16 protein-coding genes and 2 pseudogenes are annotated in these 19,353 nt (G+C 41.7%); 3 read left to right on the top strand and 15 right to left on the bottom strand.

The features are described 5' to 3' along the window. Positions 1-39 precede the first annotated feature (39 nt). The 15 genes and pseudogenes from rnhB to rpsB form a co-directional block, all read right to left on the bottom strand. Positions 40-669 (bottom strand): ribonuclease HII, encoded by a 630-nt coding sequence (gene rnhB, locus ACGEDC_RS15660; RefSeq protein WP_394494326.1) that lies wholly within the window; start codon positions 667-669, stop codon positions 40-42. Then, on the bottom strand, positions 666-1,835 hold the full coding sequence (gene lpxB, locus ACGEDC_RS15655; RefSeq protein ID WP_394494323.1) for a lipid-A-disaccharide synthase: 1,170 nt from the start codon (positions 1,833-1,835) through the stop codon (positions 666-668). The genes rnhB and lpxB overlap by 4 nt, the downstream gene beginning before the upstream one ends. Before the next feature lie 8 nt (positions 1,836-1,843). Beyond that, positions 1,844-2,614 (bottom strand): acyl-ACP--UDP-N-acetylglucosamine O-acyltransferase, encoded by a 771-nt coding sequence (gene lpxA, locus ACGEDC_RS15650; RefSeq protein ID WP_055023076.1) that lies wholly within the window; start codon positions 2,612-2,614, stop codon positions 1,844-1,846. Further along, positions 2,611-3,072: a 3-hydroxyacyl-ACP dehydratase FabZ gene (gene fabZ / locus ACGEDC_RS15645; protein ID WP_055023077.1), complete on the bottom strand. Its 462-nt coding sequence runs from the start codon at positions 3,070-3,072 to the stop codon at positions 2,611-2,613. The genes lpxA and fabZ overlap by 4 nt, the downstream gene beginning before the upstream one ends. 45 nt (positions 3,073-3,117) lie before the next feature. Beyond that, positions 3,118-4,127 (bottom strand): annotated as a pseudogene (gene lpxD / locus ACGEDC_RS15640) (UDP-3-O-(3-hydroxymyristoyl)glucosamine N-acyltransferase). Next, positions 4,127-4,624, bottom strand: coding sequence for an OmpH family outer membrane protein (locus ACGEDC_RS15635; protein ID WP_055023079.1), 498 nt, complete (start codon positions 4,622-4,624; stop codon positions 4,127-4,129). The pseudogene lpxD and the gene ACGEDC_RS15635 overlap by 1 nt, the downstream one beginning before the upstream one ends. Before the next feature lie 56 nt (positions 4,625-4,680). Then, on the bottom strand, positions 4,681-7,164 hold the full coding sequence (gene bamA / locus ACGEDC_RS15630) for an outer membrane protein assembly factor BamA (protein WP_055023080.1): 2,484 nt from the start codon (positions 7,162-7,164) through the stop codon (positions 4,681-4,683). A gap of 30 nt (positions 7,165-7,194) precedes the next feature. Then, a complete protein-coding gene (gene rseP / locus ACGEDC_RS15625) occupies positions 7,195-8,556 on the bottom strand; it encodes a sigma E protease regulator RseP (protein ID WP_394494318.1) in 1,362 nt (453 codons plus the stop codon). A gap of 14 nt (positions 8,557-8,570) precedes the next feature. Further along, positions 8,571-9,761 (bottom strand): 1-deoxy-D-xylulose-5-phosphate reductoisomerase, encoded by a 1,191-nt coding sequence (gene ispC, locus ACGEDC_RS15620; protein ID WP_394494315.1) that lies wholly within the window; start codon positions 9,759-9,761, stop codon positions 8,571-8,573. Between the two features lie 6 nt (positions 9,762-9,767). Then, complete coding sequence (locus ACGEDC_RS15615; protein WP_055023083.1) at positions 9,768-10,625, bottom strand: phosphatidate cytidylyltransferase; 858 nt, start codon at positions 10,623-10,625, stop codon at positions 9,768-9,770. 21 nt (positions 10,626-10,646) lie between these two features. Further along, a complete protein-coding gene (locus ACGEDC_RS15610; protein ID WP_055023084.1) occupies positions 10,647-11,471 on the bottom strand; it encodes an isoprenyl transferase in 825 nt (274 codons plus the stop codon). 83 nt (positions 11,472-11,554) lie between these two features. Beyond that, positions 11,555-12,113 (bottom strand): annotated as a pseudogene (gene frr / locus ACGEDC_RS15605) (ribosome recycling factor). Between the two features lie 127 nt (positions 12,114-12,240). Then, positions 12,241-12,969, bottom strand: coding sequence for a UMP kinase (gene pyrH, locus ACGEDC_RS15600; protein WP_055023086.1), 729 nt, complete (start codon positions 12,967-12,969; stop codon positions 12,241-12,243). Positions 12,970-13,036: 67 nt separating this feature from the next. Then, positions 13,037-13,888, bottom strand: a complete 852-nt coding sequence (gene tsf, locus ACGEDC_RS15595; protein ID WP_119968749.1) for a translation elongation factor Ts — start codon at positions 13,886-13,888, stop codon at positions 13,037-13,039. 117 nt (positions 13,889-14,005) lie between these two features. Further along, positions 14,006-14,734 (bottom strand): 30S ribosomal protein S2, encoded by a 729-nt coding sequence (gene rpsB / locus ACGEDC_RS15590; protein ID WP_055023088.1) that lies wholly within the window; start codon positions 14,732-14,734, stop codon positions 14,006-14,008. Between the two features lie 335 nt (positions 14,735-15,069). Here rpsB and map point away from each other — a divergent pair, with 335 nt between their 5' ends. From map to dapD, 3 genes are read left to right on the top strand one after another with little or no spacing between them, the layout of a single operon-like run. Beyond that, positions 15,070-15,861, top strand: a complete 792-nt coding sequence (gene map / locus ACGEDC_RS15585; protein WP_065109143.1) for a type I methionyl aminopeptidase — start codon at positions 15,070-15,072, stop codon at positions 15,859-15,861. A 24-nt stretch (positions 15,862-15,885) separates the two neighbouring features. Beyond that, a complete protein-coding gene (gene glnD / locus ACGEDC_RS15580; protein WP_394494309.1) occupies positions 15,886-18,465 on the top strand; it encodes a bifunctional uridylyltransferase/uridylyl-removing protein GlnD in 2,580 nt (859 codons plus the stop codon). 20 nt (positions 18,466-18,485) lie between these two features. Next, positions 18,486-19,310 carry a 2,3,4,5-tetrahydropyridine-2,6-dicarboxylate N-succinyltransferase gene (gene dapD / locus ACGEDC_RS15575; protein ID WP_102527878.1) on the top strand — a complete coding sequence of 275 codons (825 nt, stop codon included), beginning with the start codon at positions 18,486-18,488 and terminating at the stop codon, positions 19,308-19,310. The last annotated feature ends 43 nt before the right edge of the window (positions 19,311-19,353 follow it).

Here is a 19,353-nt window from a genome sequence, read left to right as displayed (position 1 = left end):
ATAATGAGGTAAAAATAATGAACTAAAAGTCATCGCTCATCATGACTGATTAAGAATAGCCATCACTGGCTTAAAACTTTTGCGATGCTCAGGTAATACGCCGTGTGCTTCTAATGCTTCGAAGTGAGCTTTTGTTGGATAACCTTTGTGATTAGCAAATCCATATTGAGGATATCTGGCATCTAATGCATCCATTTCACGATCGCGAGTGACTTTAGCGATAATTGACGCTGCGCTAATCGCTGCAACTAATCCGTCACCTTTTATAATCGCATGGCTTTGAATACCAAAATCAGGGGTACGATTACCATCGACTAAAACCTTTTCTGGTTGAATGGATAATCCAGCAACAGCTCGCTGCATTGCTAACATAGTGGCGTGCAGAATATTGATATCATCAATTTCGGTTGGCGTTGCTCTACCAACACTGACGGCTAAGGCTTTATCTGTGATCTCGTTAAACAATAACTCTCGACGCTTTTCTGATAGCTTTTTAGAATCATTTAACCCCGCTATCGGCTGATTAGGATCAAGAATAACAGCGGCAGTCACCACATCCCCTACTAAAGGACCGCGGCCGACTTCATCCACACCTGCAACAACACCACGAGTGATATACGCAACTTGCTCTGGTGTAATCCCTTTAATGACTGTCGGTATTCTGCTCATGATTTCAATTCTTGCAATGGAGAGTGGCTTATTAATTCGATAACAGCGTCTGCAGCACGATCGCTGGCGTTGCAGCGAAGGGTTTCATGGATTTGCTCAAACTCAGCTTTCAATGGCGTAAAGTCACGATTTAGCTGTTCAATCACAGCTGCAGAAATATTGTTCTCGTTACATTCATCTTGAACAATTTCAGGGATTAACGCACGACCCGCTAATAAATTTGGTAAAGAATAGTGCTCGACCAACATCAGTCGCTTTGCCAAGGCGTATGTCATCGCATTAACACGATATGACATCACCATCGGACGCTTAACAAGCATGGCTTCTAACGCCGCTGTACCGGATGCTAACAATATGGCATCTGATGCCGCCATCACAGCACGAGATTGTCCTTCAACCAATTCGATTTCAAGATCTGGCGCAAACTGTTTAAGTGCAGTTATAAACTGTTCACGGCGAGCTTGATTAACCAAAGGCGTCACAAATTTAATATCTGGATAGGTTTGCTTAATAATGACTGCAGCTTTGATAAATGGTTCGGCAAGTTGCTTAAGTTCGCCACCTCGTGAACCAGGCAAAATCGCTAAATATTCCGCTTGCGGATCTAAACCAAGCTGCTCACGTGCTGCAAGCTTGTCGCTTTCCATGGGAATATCATCAGCTAAAGTGTGACCAACAAAAGTACAAGGTACCTGATGCTTGTCATAAAATGCTTTTTCAAACGGCAGTAATGACAGCACCATGTTGGTTGCTTTTGCGATTTTAAAAATACGTTTTGGACGCCAAGCCCATACAGATGGACTGACATAGTGAACGGTTTTAATCCCTTGTGCTTTGAGTTTAAGCTCAAGACCAATATTAAAATCGGGTGCATCTATGCCAATAAAACAGTCAGGTTTTTCAGCACAAATATTTTTAATTAACGTCGCGCGCACTTTAAGCAATCGTGGTAATCGCGCGAGGACTTCAACAATTCCCATGACAGCAAGCTCTTCAAATGAAAAGTAACTCTCAAAACCGAGCGCTTCCATTTGCGGCCCACCAATACCGATAAATCGTGCATCAGGGTATTGTTTTTGCAGTGACTTTATTAATCCTGCACCTAAAATATCGCCGGAGAGTTCTCCGGCGACCATTGCAAATATACGAGGGGTATTATTTGTCATGTTATCTTCTATCGAATGATCCCGCGAGATGAGCCATTAATAAACTCAACCATCCCTTTTACATGTTCATCTGATTCAGCATCGGCTGTGATTTCAGCTAATGCTTCTTCAATTGTCAGGTTTTTACGGTACAACGATTTATACGTACGGCGAATAGCATGTTGAGTTTCTTTAGTGAAACCACGGCGCTTAAGACCTTCAACATTCAAGCCACGAGGGATTGCTGGACTACCTGCTGCCATTACAAATGGCGGTACATCTTGGAAGATAGTAGAAGAACCTGCAGTAAACGCATGAGCACCAATATGAACAAATTGATGTACGCCTGTCATGCCGCCTAAAATTGCCCAGTCACCGACGTGTACATGACCAGCAATTGACGCATTGTTAGCCATAATAATGTTATCGCCTAATACGCAATCATGAGCAATGTGCACGTAAGCCATCAATAAATTGTTCGAACCAATACGCGTTTCACTGTTGTCTTGAATCGTGCCACGATGAATGGTGACATTTTCACGAACAATATTGTTGTCGCCCATGATTAATGTTGTTGGCTCACCAGCGTATTTTTTGTCCTGACATTCTTCACCAATAGATGAAAATTGAAAGAAGCGATTGCCCTTACCTATGACGCTTGGGCCTTTAATAACCACATGGGAACTAATCCAAGTATCATCGCCGATTTCAACATCAGCGCCGATATAACTCCAAGGACCAATGGTAACGTTGTTACCAATTTTTGCATCGGGATGTACGAATGCTAACTTATCAATCACTTGTTAATCTCTCTGCGTGCACACATTATTTCGGCTGAACAAGCTAGTTCACCATCAACAAATGCCTGTCCTTCAAATACACCAATCCCTCGGCGCTCTTTAATCATTTTAACGTGAAAATGTAATTGGTCCCCTGGTGAAACAACACGTTTAAAACGGGCTTTATCAACACCAGCAAGTAGGTATAGCACATCTGGAGAAGGATCTGGGCTCATGGTTTTAAATGCAAGTAAGCCAGTAGCCTGTGCCATTGCTTCAATAATTAACACGCCGGGCATGACAGGTTTAACAGGAAAATGGCCTTGGAAGAAAGGTTCGTTAAACGTCACGTTTTTGATCGCATGTAATGATTCACCAACGGTGTAATCTAAAACACGATCGACAAGTAAAAATGGGTAACGATGAGGAAGATATTGAAGAATTTCTTCAATATCCATTGTATTCAATTGGTTTGCCACACGTAATTCCTCGAAATGGCGTTAACGCCATTTACTGCTAATCTTTTATTTTTTCTCAATCTCTTTCACACGATTGAACAATTCATCTAAATGGCGGAAACGAACCGTATTACGTCGCCAGCTCTTATTATCCATTGCAATTGTAGCAGATGAATACAGACCAGGCTTACGAATTTCGCTTGTTACATTGGTACTGCCAGAAATATGTGTGCCATCCGCCACTTTAAGGTGACCTGCAATTCCACTTCCGCCGCCAACAATACAATATTTGCCCAAAGTTGAGCTACCGGCTAAGAAAGACGTCCCTGCAATTGCTGTATTTTGGCCTACTACACAATTGTGGGCGATTTGGACTTGGTTATCGATGATTACGCCATCGTGAATTTCAGTGTGTGACAATGCGCCACGGTCAACTGTAGTACCAGCTCCGATTTCGACATTATCACCAATTCTCACGCCACCTGTTTGTGGAATTTTAATCCAGTTACCGCGCTCATTGGCATAGCCAAAACCGTCAGAGCCAATGACACAACCAGAATGAAAGATACAATTTTGTCCCACTATCACGTCATGATAGAAGGTGACATTTGCCTTCAAACATGTGCCAGAACCAATAATTGATTGCTCTGCGACAACGCTTCCAGCACCGATTTGCACATCATTGCCAATAATCACATTGGCATCAATCACGACATTCGCCGCAATAGCAATATTTTCACCTAATTGGGCAGAAGCATGAATAACTGCTGAGGGGTGAATACCTGTTGCCACTTTCGGGGTGGTATCAAGTAATTGCGCTACGCGTGCAAATCCTACGTAAGGATCTTTTAAAACCAAAGCATTACCAGAGTAATCTTCGGCATCTTTTTCACTCAATAACACCGCACCAGCTTGAGAAGATTCAAGCTGTGCACGGTACTTACTATTGGCTAAAAAGAAAGTTGATCTGAAGCAGCATCTTCAAGGGTCGCAACTCCGGTTATTTCCAGAGAATCATCACCCAAAATCGTTGCGTCCAACAGCTGACCAAGCTCTTTTAAAGTCACAGTTTTCATTAGTTGCCTTTACTTAACGCTTGAACAACTTTGTCGCTGATATCAGCTTCTGGCTTTACAAAGATTACCGCACCACGTTGAAGAACGATGTCATAAGACTCTTTCTGTGCAATGGTGTTGATTGCTTCTTGTACTTTAACTAAAAGCTTGTTTTGCTCTTCACCTTGACGACGACGCATATCTTCATCAAGTGCTTTGCCTTTTAGTTGGAAGTCAGATTTTAACGACTCCATTTGACGTACAAGATCTGTCTTTTGGCTGTCGCTCATCAACGCGCCATCACGTTGCTGCTTCTCAACCATAGTACGCATTTCTTCTTGCATTTTTTGTACTTCAGCAACACGGTCACCAAATTCAGTTTTTAGTGATTGTGAAATTTGTTCACGTTGAGGTAGTTGCTCAAACACTTCGCCCATATCAACCACAGCAATTTTCTCAGCATGTGCCATCATAGGTGCACTTAAAAATGCCATTGTTACTAACGCGCGATTTACCATCTTTTTCAAAATAGACTCCTTGTTATTATCAGCAAAACTTGCCGAGTGTATTTGTTTTAGAACGTTTTGCCAATATTGAACGAAAAGATCTCAGTTTCATCATCTTCGTATTCTTTAATCGGCCAAGCCAAGCTAAACACCATAGGTCCCATCGGCGATAGCCACTGAACACTCATACCCCATGAGGCACGTATTCTGCTTGGGTCACTATAATCTTCCAATTTATCAAACTCATCGGCTGGAAGATATCTATACGAGTCATAATCGAACTCGGTATCCCATACGTTACCTGCATCAACGAAGAAGCTGGTACGTACTGAATTTGAATAAGCTTCATCCAAGAATGGAGTCGGCACAATCATTTCCATACTGGCAGTCGCAATTGCGTTACCACCAATCGATCTTCCTGAGCTCACTTGTACTCTATTTGGCTCACCCGGTAATGAACAGCTGTCACCAGAAGGATCTGGAGAACATGGTTCGCTACCACGGTATAAATAGAATGAACGTGGACCAACAGAGTTTGACTGGAAGCCACGTAATGAGCTACTACCACCTGAATAGTAGTTTTCCCAGAAAGGAAGAATTTGGTCATTATCATTAAACTGGCCATAACCATTAGCATAACCCAAACGTGCACGGGTCAGTAATACAAAGCTATGATTACGAGTTAATGGGAAATAGAAGTTGGTATCTAAATCTGTTTTAAAGTACTGTAAATCAGAACCTGGAATGGTCGCTTTAGCGCTAAAGCGCTGTGATGAACCATCGGTTGGGAAAGTACCACGGTTTAATGTACTGCGGCTCCAACCACCATTTAGCTCAAAGTTATCAAAACTTAAATCAGCATTAGGATCATCTGACTCACGATAAACATTATAGAAACGTAATGCTTGTTCGTAAGCAGAAATTTCAGAAATTTGGTTATGACGGTAACCAATACCACCGTTCAAACGGTTGTATTCGTTAATCGGGAAACCTGAATTTAATGCAATACCATAAGATTTGTTTTTATAGCGCTCAAGGTTAGCCTCGTTCGCATCAAACTCATTCCAATAAATGCTACCACCTAAACTCACACCATCTTTAGTAAAGTATGGGTCAGTGTACGAGAAGTTTACATTCTTAGAGTATTTGTTGGTGTTTAAGCTGACGCCAGCTTGGTTACCTGTACCTAAGAAGTTACTTTGCTGAACACCAAACTGAAGGCTCAGACCAGATTCAGTACCGTAACCAACACCTGCGTTAAATGAACCCGATGGTTGCTCTTTAACGTTAAATGCGACATCGACAAGATCATCACTTCCAGGTACCTGAACAGTCTCTGTATCAACGGTCTCGAAGTAACCTAGACGGTTAAGACGTGCTTTTGATTGTTCTACTTGTGCAGAGTTTAACCATGCACCTTCCATTTGACGTAATTCACGACGCATTACTTCATCTTTTGTCACTGTATTACCAGTGAAATTAACCGAGCGAACGTAGACACGTTTACCAGGGTTAACATTGATGTTTAGGGCAACTTCTTTAGATTCGTCATCAATTTCAGGGTAGGTCTTCACTTCTGGATAAGCATAACCAAATCGGCCAAGGTATTTGCTGTACATTTCTTCGGTGAAAGTAACATCGCCACCGTTGTAAGTATCACCTTCTTTAATCGGCAAAATCGCTTTCATTAACTTTTCACGGCCCATTAGCTCACCGGTTAAGTTAACTTCAGAAACCTGATATTTCTCACCTTCATCAACATTGATGGTGATATACAATCCTTTTCTGTCAGGTGTCATCGCAACTTGTGTGGAAGTAACCTCAAAACGAATGTAACCTTGGTTATGATAGTAGGTTTTTACCGTTTCTAAATCTGCTTGTAGTTTTTGCTTTTGGTATCGACGTTCGCCGAATAAATCCCACCAAGCAACATAGTCTTTAAGCTCTAATAAACCGATCAATTCAGCATCTGAAAACACGCTGTTACCAACCACGTTGATTTGGCGAATTTCAGCCGCAAGACCTTCGGTGAAGTTAAACTTCAGCTCAACGCGGTTACGCGGTAAGTTAATGACTTCAGCTTCTACTTTTGCGCCATATTTACCGACACCGTAGTAGAAGTCTTGTAAGCCTTTTTCAATCCCCGATAACATGGTTCTATCGAGAGACTCACCTATTTTAATACCTGAGCCATCTAAACTTTCTTGAAGCTGCTCATCTTTAATGTCTTTGTTACCTTCAAAGGTCACGGCACTAATTGTCGCACGCTCTTTGACTGTAACGATTAACACCCCATCTTCATGAGCAACGTTAATCGTTTCAAAGTTAGTTGAGGCGTACAAGCTTTTAATCGCTTGCTGTAATTTAATTTGATCTACAGTATCGCCCACTTTAACGGGGAGACTAAGCAAGGCGGCACCAAGTGCAACTCGCTGTAAACCATCAATCTGGATGTCGGTCACTTCAAATGGTTGGAAAGTATCTGCCACACCATTGCCTGAAAATGACGCACCGACTAAAATCATCGAGGCAAAAAGTTTATTAAATCTCATAGAGCACTTCTAATTATTTGTGTTCCCTGCTCAGAGTCTGGAAAAATCATTGAAGATGGCAATGCTCATCAACAACAGCAGCATAACTGCACCAAACCTGAATCCTATGTCCTGAACCTTTTCTGGTACAGGCTTACCCGTAATCACTTCGATAAAGTAATACAGCAAGTGTCCCCCATCGAGTACTGGCAAAGGCATTAAATTAATAATCCCTAAGTTCACACTGATGAGTGCGATAAACCCAAGAAAATACACTAATCCATAGTCTGCGCTGGTGCCAGCACCTTGAGCTATTGATATAGGTCCACTCAGGTTTTTCACCGACACATCGCCGGTAAATAATTTTCCAATCATCTTAAAGCTGACAACAACCAGTTGCCAGGTTTTATCTGCAGCTGCAGCAAAGGAATCTACTATGCCATACTCAAGCTGGAAGCGCATACTTTCAGGCCAATCAATTTGAGTTGGGCTTACACCAACAATGCCAATGGTTTCTCCGTTTGCATTTGTTTGTGCTTGCGGAGTGACAATGATAGTTAATTGCTTATTGTTACGTGCGATGGTCAGGTTAACGTCTTTGTTTGCAGACGTTTGTATCACATCAACAAAATCATTCCAATCTTGATAAGGTTGTCCATTCACCTTGAGTATTTCGTCACCCAACTGCAAACCAGCGATTTCGGCCGCACTACCGTTGGTTACAAGCGCAATTATAGGCTTAATTCCTGGGCGATATATTCCTAGACCCATAGCCCCAATAGGTGACTCTTTGTCTGGATCAAATTGCCAATCACGGATATCTAGTGTGTAAGTTTTTTCTGATGCTGTTGTCGATGATAAAGGAACTAAGCTAATGTCCAGTTCTTTACCGCCAATATGGCCAACTAAAGCAAGGTTAACTTCTTCCCAGTTTCTAACTTTCTGGCCAGAAACTGCCACAATTTGCATCGGTTCTTTTAGCTCAATTTGAGCGGCTGGAGTATTTGCTCTTGTTGTATCAATAACAGGTTTTAGTGAAGGGACCCCAATAAGATACATTAAATAAAGTGCCACAATAGCAAATAAAAAGTTTGCAATCGGTCCTGCGGACACAACCGCGATCCGTTGCCAAACGGTTTTACGGTTAAATGCCTGATCTTTTAACTCTTCAGGCACATCCTCAACTCGCTCATCGAGCATTTTGACGTAACCACCTAAAGGGATCATGGCAACGACATACTCAGTGCCATCTTGACCCACTTTACGCCAAATGGCTTTACCAAAACCAATAGAAAAACGTTCTACTTTGATGCCACAACGACGTGCAACCCAAAAATGTCCGTATTCATGTGCAGTAATCAAAATACCCAGTGCGACAATAAATGACCCCAGGTTCCATAAAAAATCTAACATTGTTCTCCTACGAACTAGTTAATCGATTTGATTGCTTCGTTTGCGATTATACGAGCTTGCCCATCTAACGCCATAATATCTTCAATCGTACCTAATGCTGAATGTGATACCCGTTCTAAACATGACTCATTAACACGAGCGATATCAGTAAACTTAATCTTTTCATTTAAAAAAGCATCAACAGCAATTTCGTTTGCTGCATTGAGTACAGTCGTAGCCTCTTGACCTTGTTCACATGCTTTCATCGCAAGAGCTAAACAAGGGAAACGTTGATAGTCAGGTTCACAAAAGCTTAATTCTCGGACTTTGAAAAAATCCAAAGGTTCAACTCCAGCGTAAATTCTTTCTGGAAAAGACATACAATGCGCAATAGGTGTGCGCATATCAGGGTTACCCATTTGTGCAATCACTGAACCATCTTTGTATTGCACCATGGAGTGAATCACGCTTTGAGGATGAATCACCACTTTCAATTGCTCTTTATTGGTATTAAAAAGCCAGCGCGCTTCAATAAATTCAAGCCCTTTATTCATCATGGTGGCTGAATCAACAGAAATCTTAGGTCCCATAGACCAATTAGGATGATTACATGCTTGTGTTGGTGTCATTGCACTTAAAGCGGCAATATCTGAAGTCAGAAATGGTCCACCAGAACCCGTTAATAAGATATGGGAAATACCAGATGCTGTTAAATCACAGGTTCCGAGATTAGCTTGAATATCGGCAGGGAGGCATTGAAAAATTGCGTTATGCTCACTATCGACTGGCAGTAGCGTCGCATTATTTTCACGCGCAGCCTTCATAAAAAGTTCACCAGACATCACCAGTGACTCTTTATTAGCTAATAGCACCCTTTTGCCCGCTTTAACCGCAGCGTAAGTTGACATTAACCCCGCTGCGCCAACAATTGCAGCCATCACGGTATCTACTTCAATGCCTGTAACAAGACTTTCAAGTTCATCGGCGCCTGTGGTGACATCAATATTGAGGTTTGCTGGTAACGATTCTTTAAGCGCTTGCGCCGCAGTTGAATCCACCATATGCGCGACACGAGGTTTATGCTTCAGACACAATTGAAGCATCTTTTCTACACTGGCATTGGCAACTAAACCATAAACGCAGTATTGCTCTGGATTATGCTCAATAACACTTAGCGTACTGCTTCCGATAGAGCCCGTGGCTCCAAGGATGACCATATTTTGCATGGTTGATTAAATCCAGAATGCGAGATAAATGAAAGTAAAAACAGGTAATGCTGCAGTCAGACTGTCCATTCTATCTAATACACCACCGTGGCCCGGTAAGATTTTTCCTGAGTCTTTTATATTAGCTGCTCGCTTGAACATACTTTCAGACAGGTCACCAAATGCTGAAGCTATTGCCGTAATTAAGGTAACCGCAATTACAAGCCCAAGCTCTTGTTCTGGTGAGTAATACATAACACCTGCCACAACCGCCATAGTCGCAACTAAACCACCACCAAGGCCTTCTAAGGTCTTATTAGGGCTCACTTTCGGCATCAATTTATGCTTACCTAATGAACGTCCAGCAAAATAAGCTCCTGTATCAGCTGCCCAAACAATTAGCATGACTAAAAAGACTAAAGTACCACCAAAGTAAGGATCAACATTAGCACTGATTGACTTAAGGGTGATAAGTGAGACAAAACAGGGAATTAACGTTAACTGTCCAAACATTGATTTTAACATCGGACTGGCTTGCCAAATGCTGCCACTTTTAGGATAAGTAAACACTAACAAGGTGCTAATTACCCACCAAAAAAGGCCAATTGAAATGACGGCTAAAAAGATAGGATGAACTTGGCCTTTCAGCCATAATGCCTCAACTGGGACAAATATATTAAGTGCAATGAGAATTAACGAAACCGTGACGGTAAACGTCCATTGAGTGACTGTACATTGTGGGTCAATAAAACTCCCCCACTCTTTTGCTCCAATCATAAAAACAGGCACGAGTGCCCAAGCAAAATATTCTGCTGGTAAAAAGAAAATGGCACCTATCACTAATGGAAGGAGCCATAGTACAGTCATAATTCGTTGTTTTAACAAAGCAAAAGCCTCTTAAATTTTTTATACAGCTCGTATTTCTTCAATTTGACTGCCAGTCAAACCAAATCGACGCTGCCTACTGGCAAAAACGGCAAGTGCATCTTTAAAAGCTTGCTCGTTGAAGTCTGGCCACAAAGTCTCAGTAAAGACCAATTCTGCATATGCAGCCTGCCATAAAATAAAATTACTGATACGGTAATCACCGCCAGTTCGTATCATTAAATCTACTTCGTGCTGTTCACTCATACACAGTTGTTGATTTAACGACTCTTCTGTCAATTCACTTGACTCAATCTCGCCTTGGGCAACTTTATCTGCAAGCTTTTGAGCTGCTTGTAAAATATCCCAACGGCCACCGTAGTTAGCTGCAACATTAAGCACTAATCCGGTATTTTCTGCAGTGTGTTGTTGTGCTTTTTCAATCTGTTTTTGTAAACGTGCAGAAAAACGACTGGTATCACCAATGATATTTAATCTTACATGGTTATTATGCAGTAGTTTAATTTCTCTTTGTAATACTGAGAAAAACAACTCCATTAGTAAACTGACTTCTTTATCTGGCCTGCGCCAGTTTTCACTTGAAAATGCAAATAAGGTCAGTGACTCAATGCCTAGTTGACTCGCGACACTCACAGCTCGGCGTACAGCTTTTACACCAGCCTTATGACCAAACACCCTTGGTTTTCCTTGCTGCTGAGCCCAGCGGCCATTACCGTCCATAATAATAGCGACATGCTTAGGTAGCGACTGCTTTACTGCTTCAGATAATTGCCCTGGCAATTGTTCTGATGACGCAATATCAGCACTCGACTTTGTTTCTGGCTCATATCCAACAGTGGATGACATCTATTACAACCCTTTCAAATAGACAAACGCCGTGTAGTATAACCTTACACGGCGCTTTAACTCTAGCTTTGCTAGGTTGAGAATTAGACTTCCATCAATTCTTTTTCTTTAGCAGCTAAAATTCCATCAATATTCTTGATGCTTGCATCAGTGAACTTTTGGATTTCATCTTCGCTACGGCGAACATCATCTTCAGTACACTCTTTGGCTTTCTCAAGCTTTTTTAACTTCACTGATAGCATCACGACGTACATTACGTACTGCAACACGACCATTTTCAGCTTCACCACGTACGACTTTGATGAAGTCTTTACGACGTTCTTCAGTCAGTGCAGGTAGTGGAATACGCATTGCGTTACCAGCAGTCATTGGGTTTAGACCTAAGTCTGAACTCATGATCGCTTTCTCAACAGCTTGAACCATAGTGGCATCAAAAACAGTTACATTTAATGTACGAGAATCTTCAATACCAATGTTTGCCACTTGCTTAAGTGGTGTCATTGCACCGTAATATGACACTTGAATTGAATCAAGTAGGCTTGGGTGAGCACGACCAGTACGTACTTTAGCCATTTGGTTTTTAGTAGCTTCAACACATTTTGTCATGCGCTCTTGAGCATCTTCTTTAATTGTATCAATCACGATAAATATCCTTTTGGTCACAAATACTTATTACTTAAGCGATAATCTGAGAATGGCACATAGTCGTTGCTATGTCGATATTCGCTCATTGGTATACATTTAGTTTAAACAAATAACCTTTATGAGATTATTTCGTTTTAATATGCGTACCTTCATCTTCACCCATGATAACACGGCGTAAAGCACCCGGTTTATTCATGTTGAAAACTAAAATAGGCATATCGTGGTCGCGGGCTAGCGTAAATGCCGCTAAGTCCATTACCTTGAATTCATTTTCTAATACTTCGTCATAGGTCAAAGTATCATATTTAACTGCGTCAGGATCTTTCATTGGATCAGCAGAATAAACACCATCAACTTTTGTGCCTTTAAGTACAACTTCTGCTTCAATTTCGATACCGCGTAAACAGGCTGCTGAATCAGTTGTACAAAATGGATTACCTGTACCAGCTGCAAAAATAACAACTCGGCCAGATTTTAATAAACTAATTGCCTCTGCCCAGTTATAGTCATCACAAACACCTTTTAAAGGAATTGCAGACATTAAACGTGCATTGACATAGGCACGGTGCAGTGCATCACGCATCGCTAGGCCGTTCATCACAGTTGCAAGCATCCCCATATGGTCACCAACAACACGATTCATTCCAGCTTGTGCTAAGCCTTCACCACGGAATAGATTACCACCACCAATAACAACACCAACTTGAATACCTAACTCAACCAACTCTTTCACTTCTTGAGCCATACGGTCTAAAACTTTAGGGTCAATGCCGAAGCCTTCTTCGCCCATTAACGCTTCGCCGCTTAGTTTTAAAAGAACGCGTCTAAATGCAGGTTTTGGATTGGTGCTCATAATTTTTTCCTGATTATAACAAAACCGCAGCGGTTGCTGCGGCTTTAGGGGATGAAGAGATAATTACTTATGCTTTTTTAGTAGCAGCAATTTGTGCAGCAACTTCTGCAGCGAAATCTTCTTCTTTCTTCTCGATGCCTTCACCAACTTCTAAACGGATGAAGTTAGAAACAGTAGCGCCTTTCTCTTTAAGAATTTCGCCAACAGTTTTCTTTGGCTCCATGATGTAAGCTTGGCCAGTAAGAGAGATCTCACCAGTAAACTTCTTCATGCGACCGATAACCATTTTCTCAGCGATTTCTTGAGGCTTACCTTCGTTCATCGCGATCTCAACTTGAAGTGCTTGCTCACGAGCAACAACATCAGCTGGAACGTCAGTTGGGTTAACGAATTCAGGCTTAGAAGCAGCAACATGCATTGCAATGTGCTTTAATGTTTCTTCGTCAGCTTCACCAGAAACAACAACACCGATACGGTCGCCGTGACGGTAAGAAGATTGAGAAGCACCATCGATGTATTCAACACGACGAACATTGATGTTCTCACCGATTTTAGCAACTAGCGCAACACGAGTTTCTTCGAATTGTGCTTTAAGATCTTCAATAGTTACTTTAGAAGCAGCTGCAACAGCTAATACTTCGTTAGCGAATGCTAAGAAGTTTGCATCTTTAGCAACGAAATCAGTTTGACAGTTAACTTCTAATAAAGCTGTGTAACCTTCACCTGCTTGAATAAGGATAGTACCTTCAGCAGCGATGTTACCTGCTTTTTTAGCAGCCTTAGCAGCACCACTTTTACGCATGTTATCGATAGCTAGCTCGATATCACCGTTAGTTTCAGTTAGTGCTTTCTTACAATCCATCATGCCAGCGCCAGTGCGGTCACGAAGTTCTTTAACTTGGGCAGCAGTAATTGCCATTGTTAAATCCTCTATTTTAAATTCGTCTAATATTGCATTTAAAAACAGGGGCCCATAAGGCCCCTGTTCACCAATTAACTATTGGTACATAAGGGGGATGGTAACCATCACACCTTATTAAACAGTTTCTACGAAACCGTCTTGCTCAGCTTGAACAGCTAAATCTTGACCGCGGCCTGAGTTAGCAGCTGCAGCAACAGAAGTAGTGTACAAACGGATAGAACGCATAGCATCATCGTTACCAGGAACGATGTAGTTAACGCCGTCTGGAGCAGAGTTAGTATCAACAACAGCAACAACTGGGATACCTAGGTTGTTAGCTTCTTTAATAGCAATATGCTCATGGTCAGCACCGATAACGAATAATACGTCAGGTAAACCGCCCATGTTTTTGATACCGCCTAAAGATTTTTCTAACTTCTCTAGCTCGCGAGTACGCATTAACGCTTCTTTCTTAGTAAGCTTGTCGAAAGTACCGTCAACTGACTGGCTTTCTAGCTCTTTAAGACGCTTGATTGACTGACGAACAGTTTTCCAGTTAGTTAACATACCGCCTAACCAGCGGTGATCAACGTAGTACTGGTCACAAGAGATTGCAGCTTCTTTGATAGCTTCGCCAGCAGCGCGCTTAGTACCAACAAAAAGGATTTTACCTTTTTTAGAAGCAACGTTGCTAATGAACGCTAATGCTTCGTTGAACATTGGCACAGTGTGCTCAAGGTTGATGATGTGAACACCATTACGTGCACCGAAGATGAAAGGCTTCATCTTAGGATTCCAGTAACGAGTTTGGTGACCGAAGTGAACACCAGCTTGAAGCATGTCGCGCATTGAAACAGTAGTCATTTTATATACCTTAATTTGGGGGTTAGACCTCCACGAATCCCATACCTTCGACTCTTGCTTGCTAAAATAGCGCACTAAGAGCACCCCGAAGAATGTGTCGATACGTGTGTGATTTAGTATTTAGTTAAATTGCCATCTATAACATGTATAATGGCCGCCATATTTTACGCTTAGTGAACCAGTAAGTGAAGAAAGTATTTATACTTAATTCAAATGACTCGTTCATTAAGACTTAAACATAACGGCGCGCTTTATACCATAACTGGGTAAAAAGCACAAATTTTGACAAATTTATTTACGCCTTTTTTGACCGATACAAGGGTAAGAGAATATTCATGAGCATAGTCATCAAGACAGCAGAACAAATCGAAAAAATGCGTGCTGCGGGTAAATTAGCAGCAGAAGTACTGGAAATGATTGCACCTCACGTCAAGGTTGGTGTGACCACAGATGAACTCAATGATATCTGCGCTAAATACACCGAAGAACAAGGCGCGATTTCAGCACCATTAAATTACCATGGTTTCCCCAAATCAATTTGTACTTCAGTCAATGAAGTCGTTTGTCATGGCATTCCAAGCGGTTACCAACTCAAGAATGGCGACATTCTAAATATCGATATCACTGTCATTAAAGATGGTTTCCATGGTGACACATCAAAAATGTTTTTAATTGGCGATGTTAGCCCGAAAGACAGACGTCTTGCTCGTATCGCTCAAGAAAGCTTATATCTTGCGATTAAAAAAGTACGACCTGGTGTTAAATTAGGTGAAATTGGTACTGCAATAGAAAAATTCATCAAAGCAAGTAAATCAGGCTTGGACAAATACTCAATTGTGCAAGATTATTGTGGTCATGGAATTGGTGAAGGCTTCCATGAAGAACCTCAAGTGGTTCACTACAAAAACAATGACAATACTGTATTAAAAGCCGGCATGTGTTTCACAATTGAGCCAATGATTAATGCAGGACGTTATACAACTGTTTTAGATAAAGAAGATAACTGGACAGTCACCACGTCAGATGGTAAAAAATCAGCTCAATGGGAACATACCTTACTCGTTACAGAAACTGGTGTTGAGGTATTAACCTTACGTGGCGAAGAAGACTTCCCAAGAACGATATAACTTAAGCACTCAATAAGGACATCAATGAACACAGCGCTGGTAGCAAAAAACACCCTCATCGAATTCAACCAGCGCTTATTGGAGCAATTTACTGCTAAACAGCCAATTACGGACTTAGTTCAGCAGCGCTGCCAATTTGTTGATGCTCTTTTACTCGACAGCTGGCAAAAGTTTGGTTTAGACCAAGCATCTATTTGCTTAATCGCTGTGGGCGGTTATGGTCGAGGAGAACTGCATCCGCATTCAGATATCGACCTACTACTGCTATCCCAATCTGATGAAACCAGTCAGCAAGCTAAAGATGCCATTAGTCAGTTCATCACTTACCTGTGGGACTCTGGGTTAGAAATTGGCCATAGTGTTCGCACTATTGCAGATACACTTTCTCAAGGTGCTCAAGACATCACTATTGCTACCAATCTGTTGGAAGCAAGGTTATTAATGGGTGATAACCTTTTATACGACGAATTATACGATGCTATCCGCCAGCCTGACTTCTGGCCTTCACAAACATTCTTTTTAGGCAAAAAAGAAGAACAAGATCTGCGCCACGAAAAAGCCAACGCTTTTGATTTAGAGCCTAATATCAAATCTTGCCCTGGCGGTTTAAGAGATATTCAAACCATTGCTTGGGTAGCGATGCGTCATTTTGATGCCGCCTCATTACAAGATTTAGTTGAGCATGATTTCCTAACTCCTGTTGAATTAACTGAGCTGCTCGAATGTCGTGATTTTTTATGGCAACTACGCTTTGCTCTACATATGACGTCGGGTAGAAATGAAAACAGGCTGCTATTTGATTTACAGCGCCAAGTAGCGACAGCAATGGGTTATGAAGATGCCACTCAACTGGCTGTTGAGCAAATGATGAAGCGTTACTATCGCACGGTTAGACGTGTGATGGAGCTGAATGAAATGCTGTTGCAATTGTTTAAACGGGCAACACTCAATCAAACGACGTCATTAACGATATACCCTATCAATAATCAATTTCAGCGCCGCGGCCGTTATATTGAAGTTTTGGATGAAAGTGTATTTGAAAACCAGCCAGAACAAATTCTTAATCTCTTTTTACAAGTGGCACGTAACTCTAATATTCAACGAATATATGCCCCGACGTTGCGCCTTTTAAGGCAAGCAAGGCGTAAACTCACAGGTCCTTTGCAAGATAACCCTGAATGCCGCAAGTATTTCATGGCAATATTAAAGCATCCTCGTGGAATTGCCGCCTTGTCATTAATGCATAAGCATGGGATTTTATCTTCTTACTTACCTGCGTGGCGCAAAATTGAAGGCCAAATGCAGTTTGATTTGTTCCATGCATACACTGTTGATGAACATACACATCGATTGCTGCTGAATATCGACCGATTTGCCCAAGCAGATCAGAAAGATGAGTTTCCACTCGGGGCGATTTTGATCAACCAATTACCAAAGAAAGGGTTATTGGTGCTAGGCGCAATCTTTCATGATATTGCTAAAGGCCGTGGCGGAGACCACAGTAAACTCGGCGCGACTGATGCACTTGATTTTTGTAAGTTACATGGATTAAGCGATCATGACGGACGGCTCGTGGCTTGGTTGGTCGAAAATCACTTGGTGATGTCGGTAACAGCGCAGCGTCGTGATATTTCTGATCCTGATGTTGTCGCCACTTTTGCTGATAGAGTGCAAGATGCTGTGCATCTCAGTTATTTGTACTGTCTAACTGTGGCAGACATATGCGCGACTAATCACAAAGCATGGAATAACTGGAAAGGTTCATTACTGCGAGACTTATATTTTTCAACTCAAAGGGTGCTGTCGCGCGGTAAAGAGAAACCTATTGATGTTGCTGATCGCGTATTAGAAATCCAACAAAAAGCGCAAAAAGAACTACTTAGACGTGGCCTTAAACAAAAAAGCATCAACGAGCTGTGGCTGCGCTTTAAAGACGATTACTTTTTACGCCATCAGCCTAATCAAGTCTCGTGGCACACAGAAGCCTTGCTCAAGCATGACAAGCAAAAGCCATTAGTGCTTATTTCAAAGCATACGACTCGTGGCGGCAGCGAGCTATTTGTTTATGCTAAAGACAAGCCAAAGTTATTCGCCACTGTGATGACAGTATTAGACAATAAAAATATTAATGTTCATGATGCAAATGTCATGACATCAAATGATGATTACGCCCTAGATACCTTTGTTATCTTAGAGCAAGATGGCGAACCCATCACTCAGCTCTCGCGAATTCAATCGATTAAAAAGTCGCTTGAAAAAGCATTAGCGAGCCAAAAACCTAAACCACCTAAATTTAGGAAAATGGCCCGTATCATGAAACCTTTTAACGTTCGTACACAAGTGAGTTTCTTGCCAGGTGCAAAGCATGATACAAGTATGATGGAGCTTATTGCATTGGATAGTCCAGGATTACTGGCCAAAGTCGGTGATGTATTATATCGCTGCGATACCACGTTATTATCAGCTAAAATCACCACTATTGGCGAACGAGCTGAAGACTTCTTCATTCTGCAAACTTCAGATGGACAAGCGTTAAACAAAGAACAACAAACACAATTATCCGAAGCGCTTTCAGGAGCGCTTTCTCAACCTTTACATCAATAAACACAATTTGGGAGATAGTAATGGAGGCATTACGCCAACGCATAGAAGCTGCATTTGAGGCTCGTCAGGACATCACACCTAGCACAGTTGAGCCAAGTGTTCGTGCAGATATCGAAACTGTCATTAGCATGCTTGATAAAGGCCAAGCTCGTGTTGCAGAGAAGATTGATGGCGAATGGCACGTACACCAATGGTTAAAGAAAGCAGTACTACTTTCTTTCCGTATCTTTGACAACGAAGTGGTTGAAGGTGGTGACACTAAGTACTTTGATAAAGTACCGCAAAAGTTCTCTGATTACACAGCTGAAAGATTTAAAGAAGAAGCAATCCGTGTTGTACCACCTGCAACGGTACGTAAAGGTTCATTCATCGGAAAGAACACCGTACTCATGCCATCTTACGTAAACCTAGGCGCATTCGTTGATGAAGGCACTATGGTTGATACATGGGCAACAGTAGGGTCTTGTGCTCAAATTGGTAAGAACGTGCATTTATCTGGTGGTGTCGGCATTGGTGGTGTACTTGAGCCATTACAAGCTGGCCCAACCATCATTGAAGATAACTGTTTCATTGGCGCACGTAGTGAAATTGTTGAAGGCGTTGTTGTTGAAGAAGGCAGCGTAATCTCAATGGGCGTATACATTGGCCAAAGCACACGTATTTTTGACCGTGAAACTGGCGAAGTTCATTACGGCCGTGTACCTGCAGGTTCAGTGGTTGTATCAGGTAACTTACCTTCTAAATGTGGTACATACAGCTTATATGCGGCAATCATTGTTAAGAAAGTCGATGCTAAAACCCGCGGAAAAGTCGGTATTAACGAGTTATTACGTATCGTTGATTAATATTAATCATCTGATAAATGATTCAAAAAAGGCCTCGAAATGA

The organism is Shewanella sp. ENK2 (assembly GCF_043568515.1).
Classification (GTDB): Bacteria; Pseudomonadota; Gammaproteobacteria; order Enterobacterales; family Shewanellaceae; genus Shewanella; species Shewanella japonica.
The sequence above is the reverse complement of the archived record's forward strand: the minus strand, read 5'-3'. Positions and strand labels throughout refer to the sequence as shown.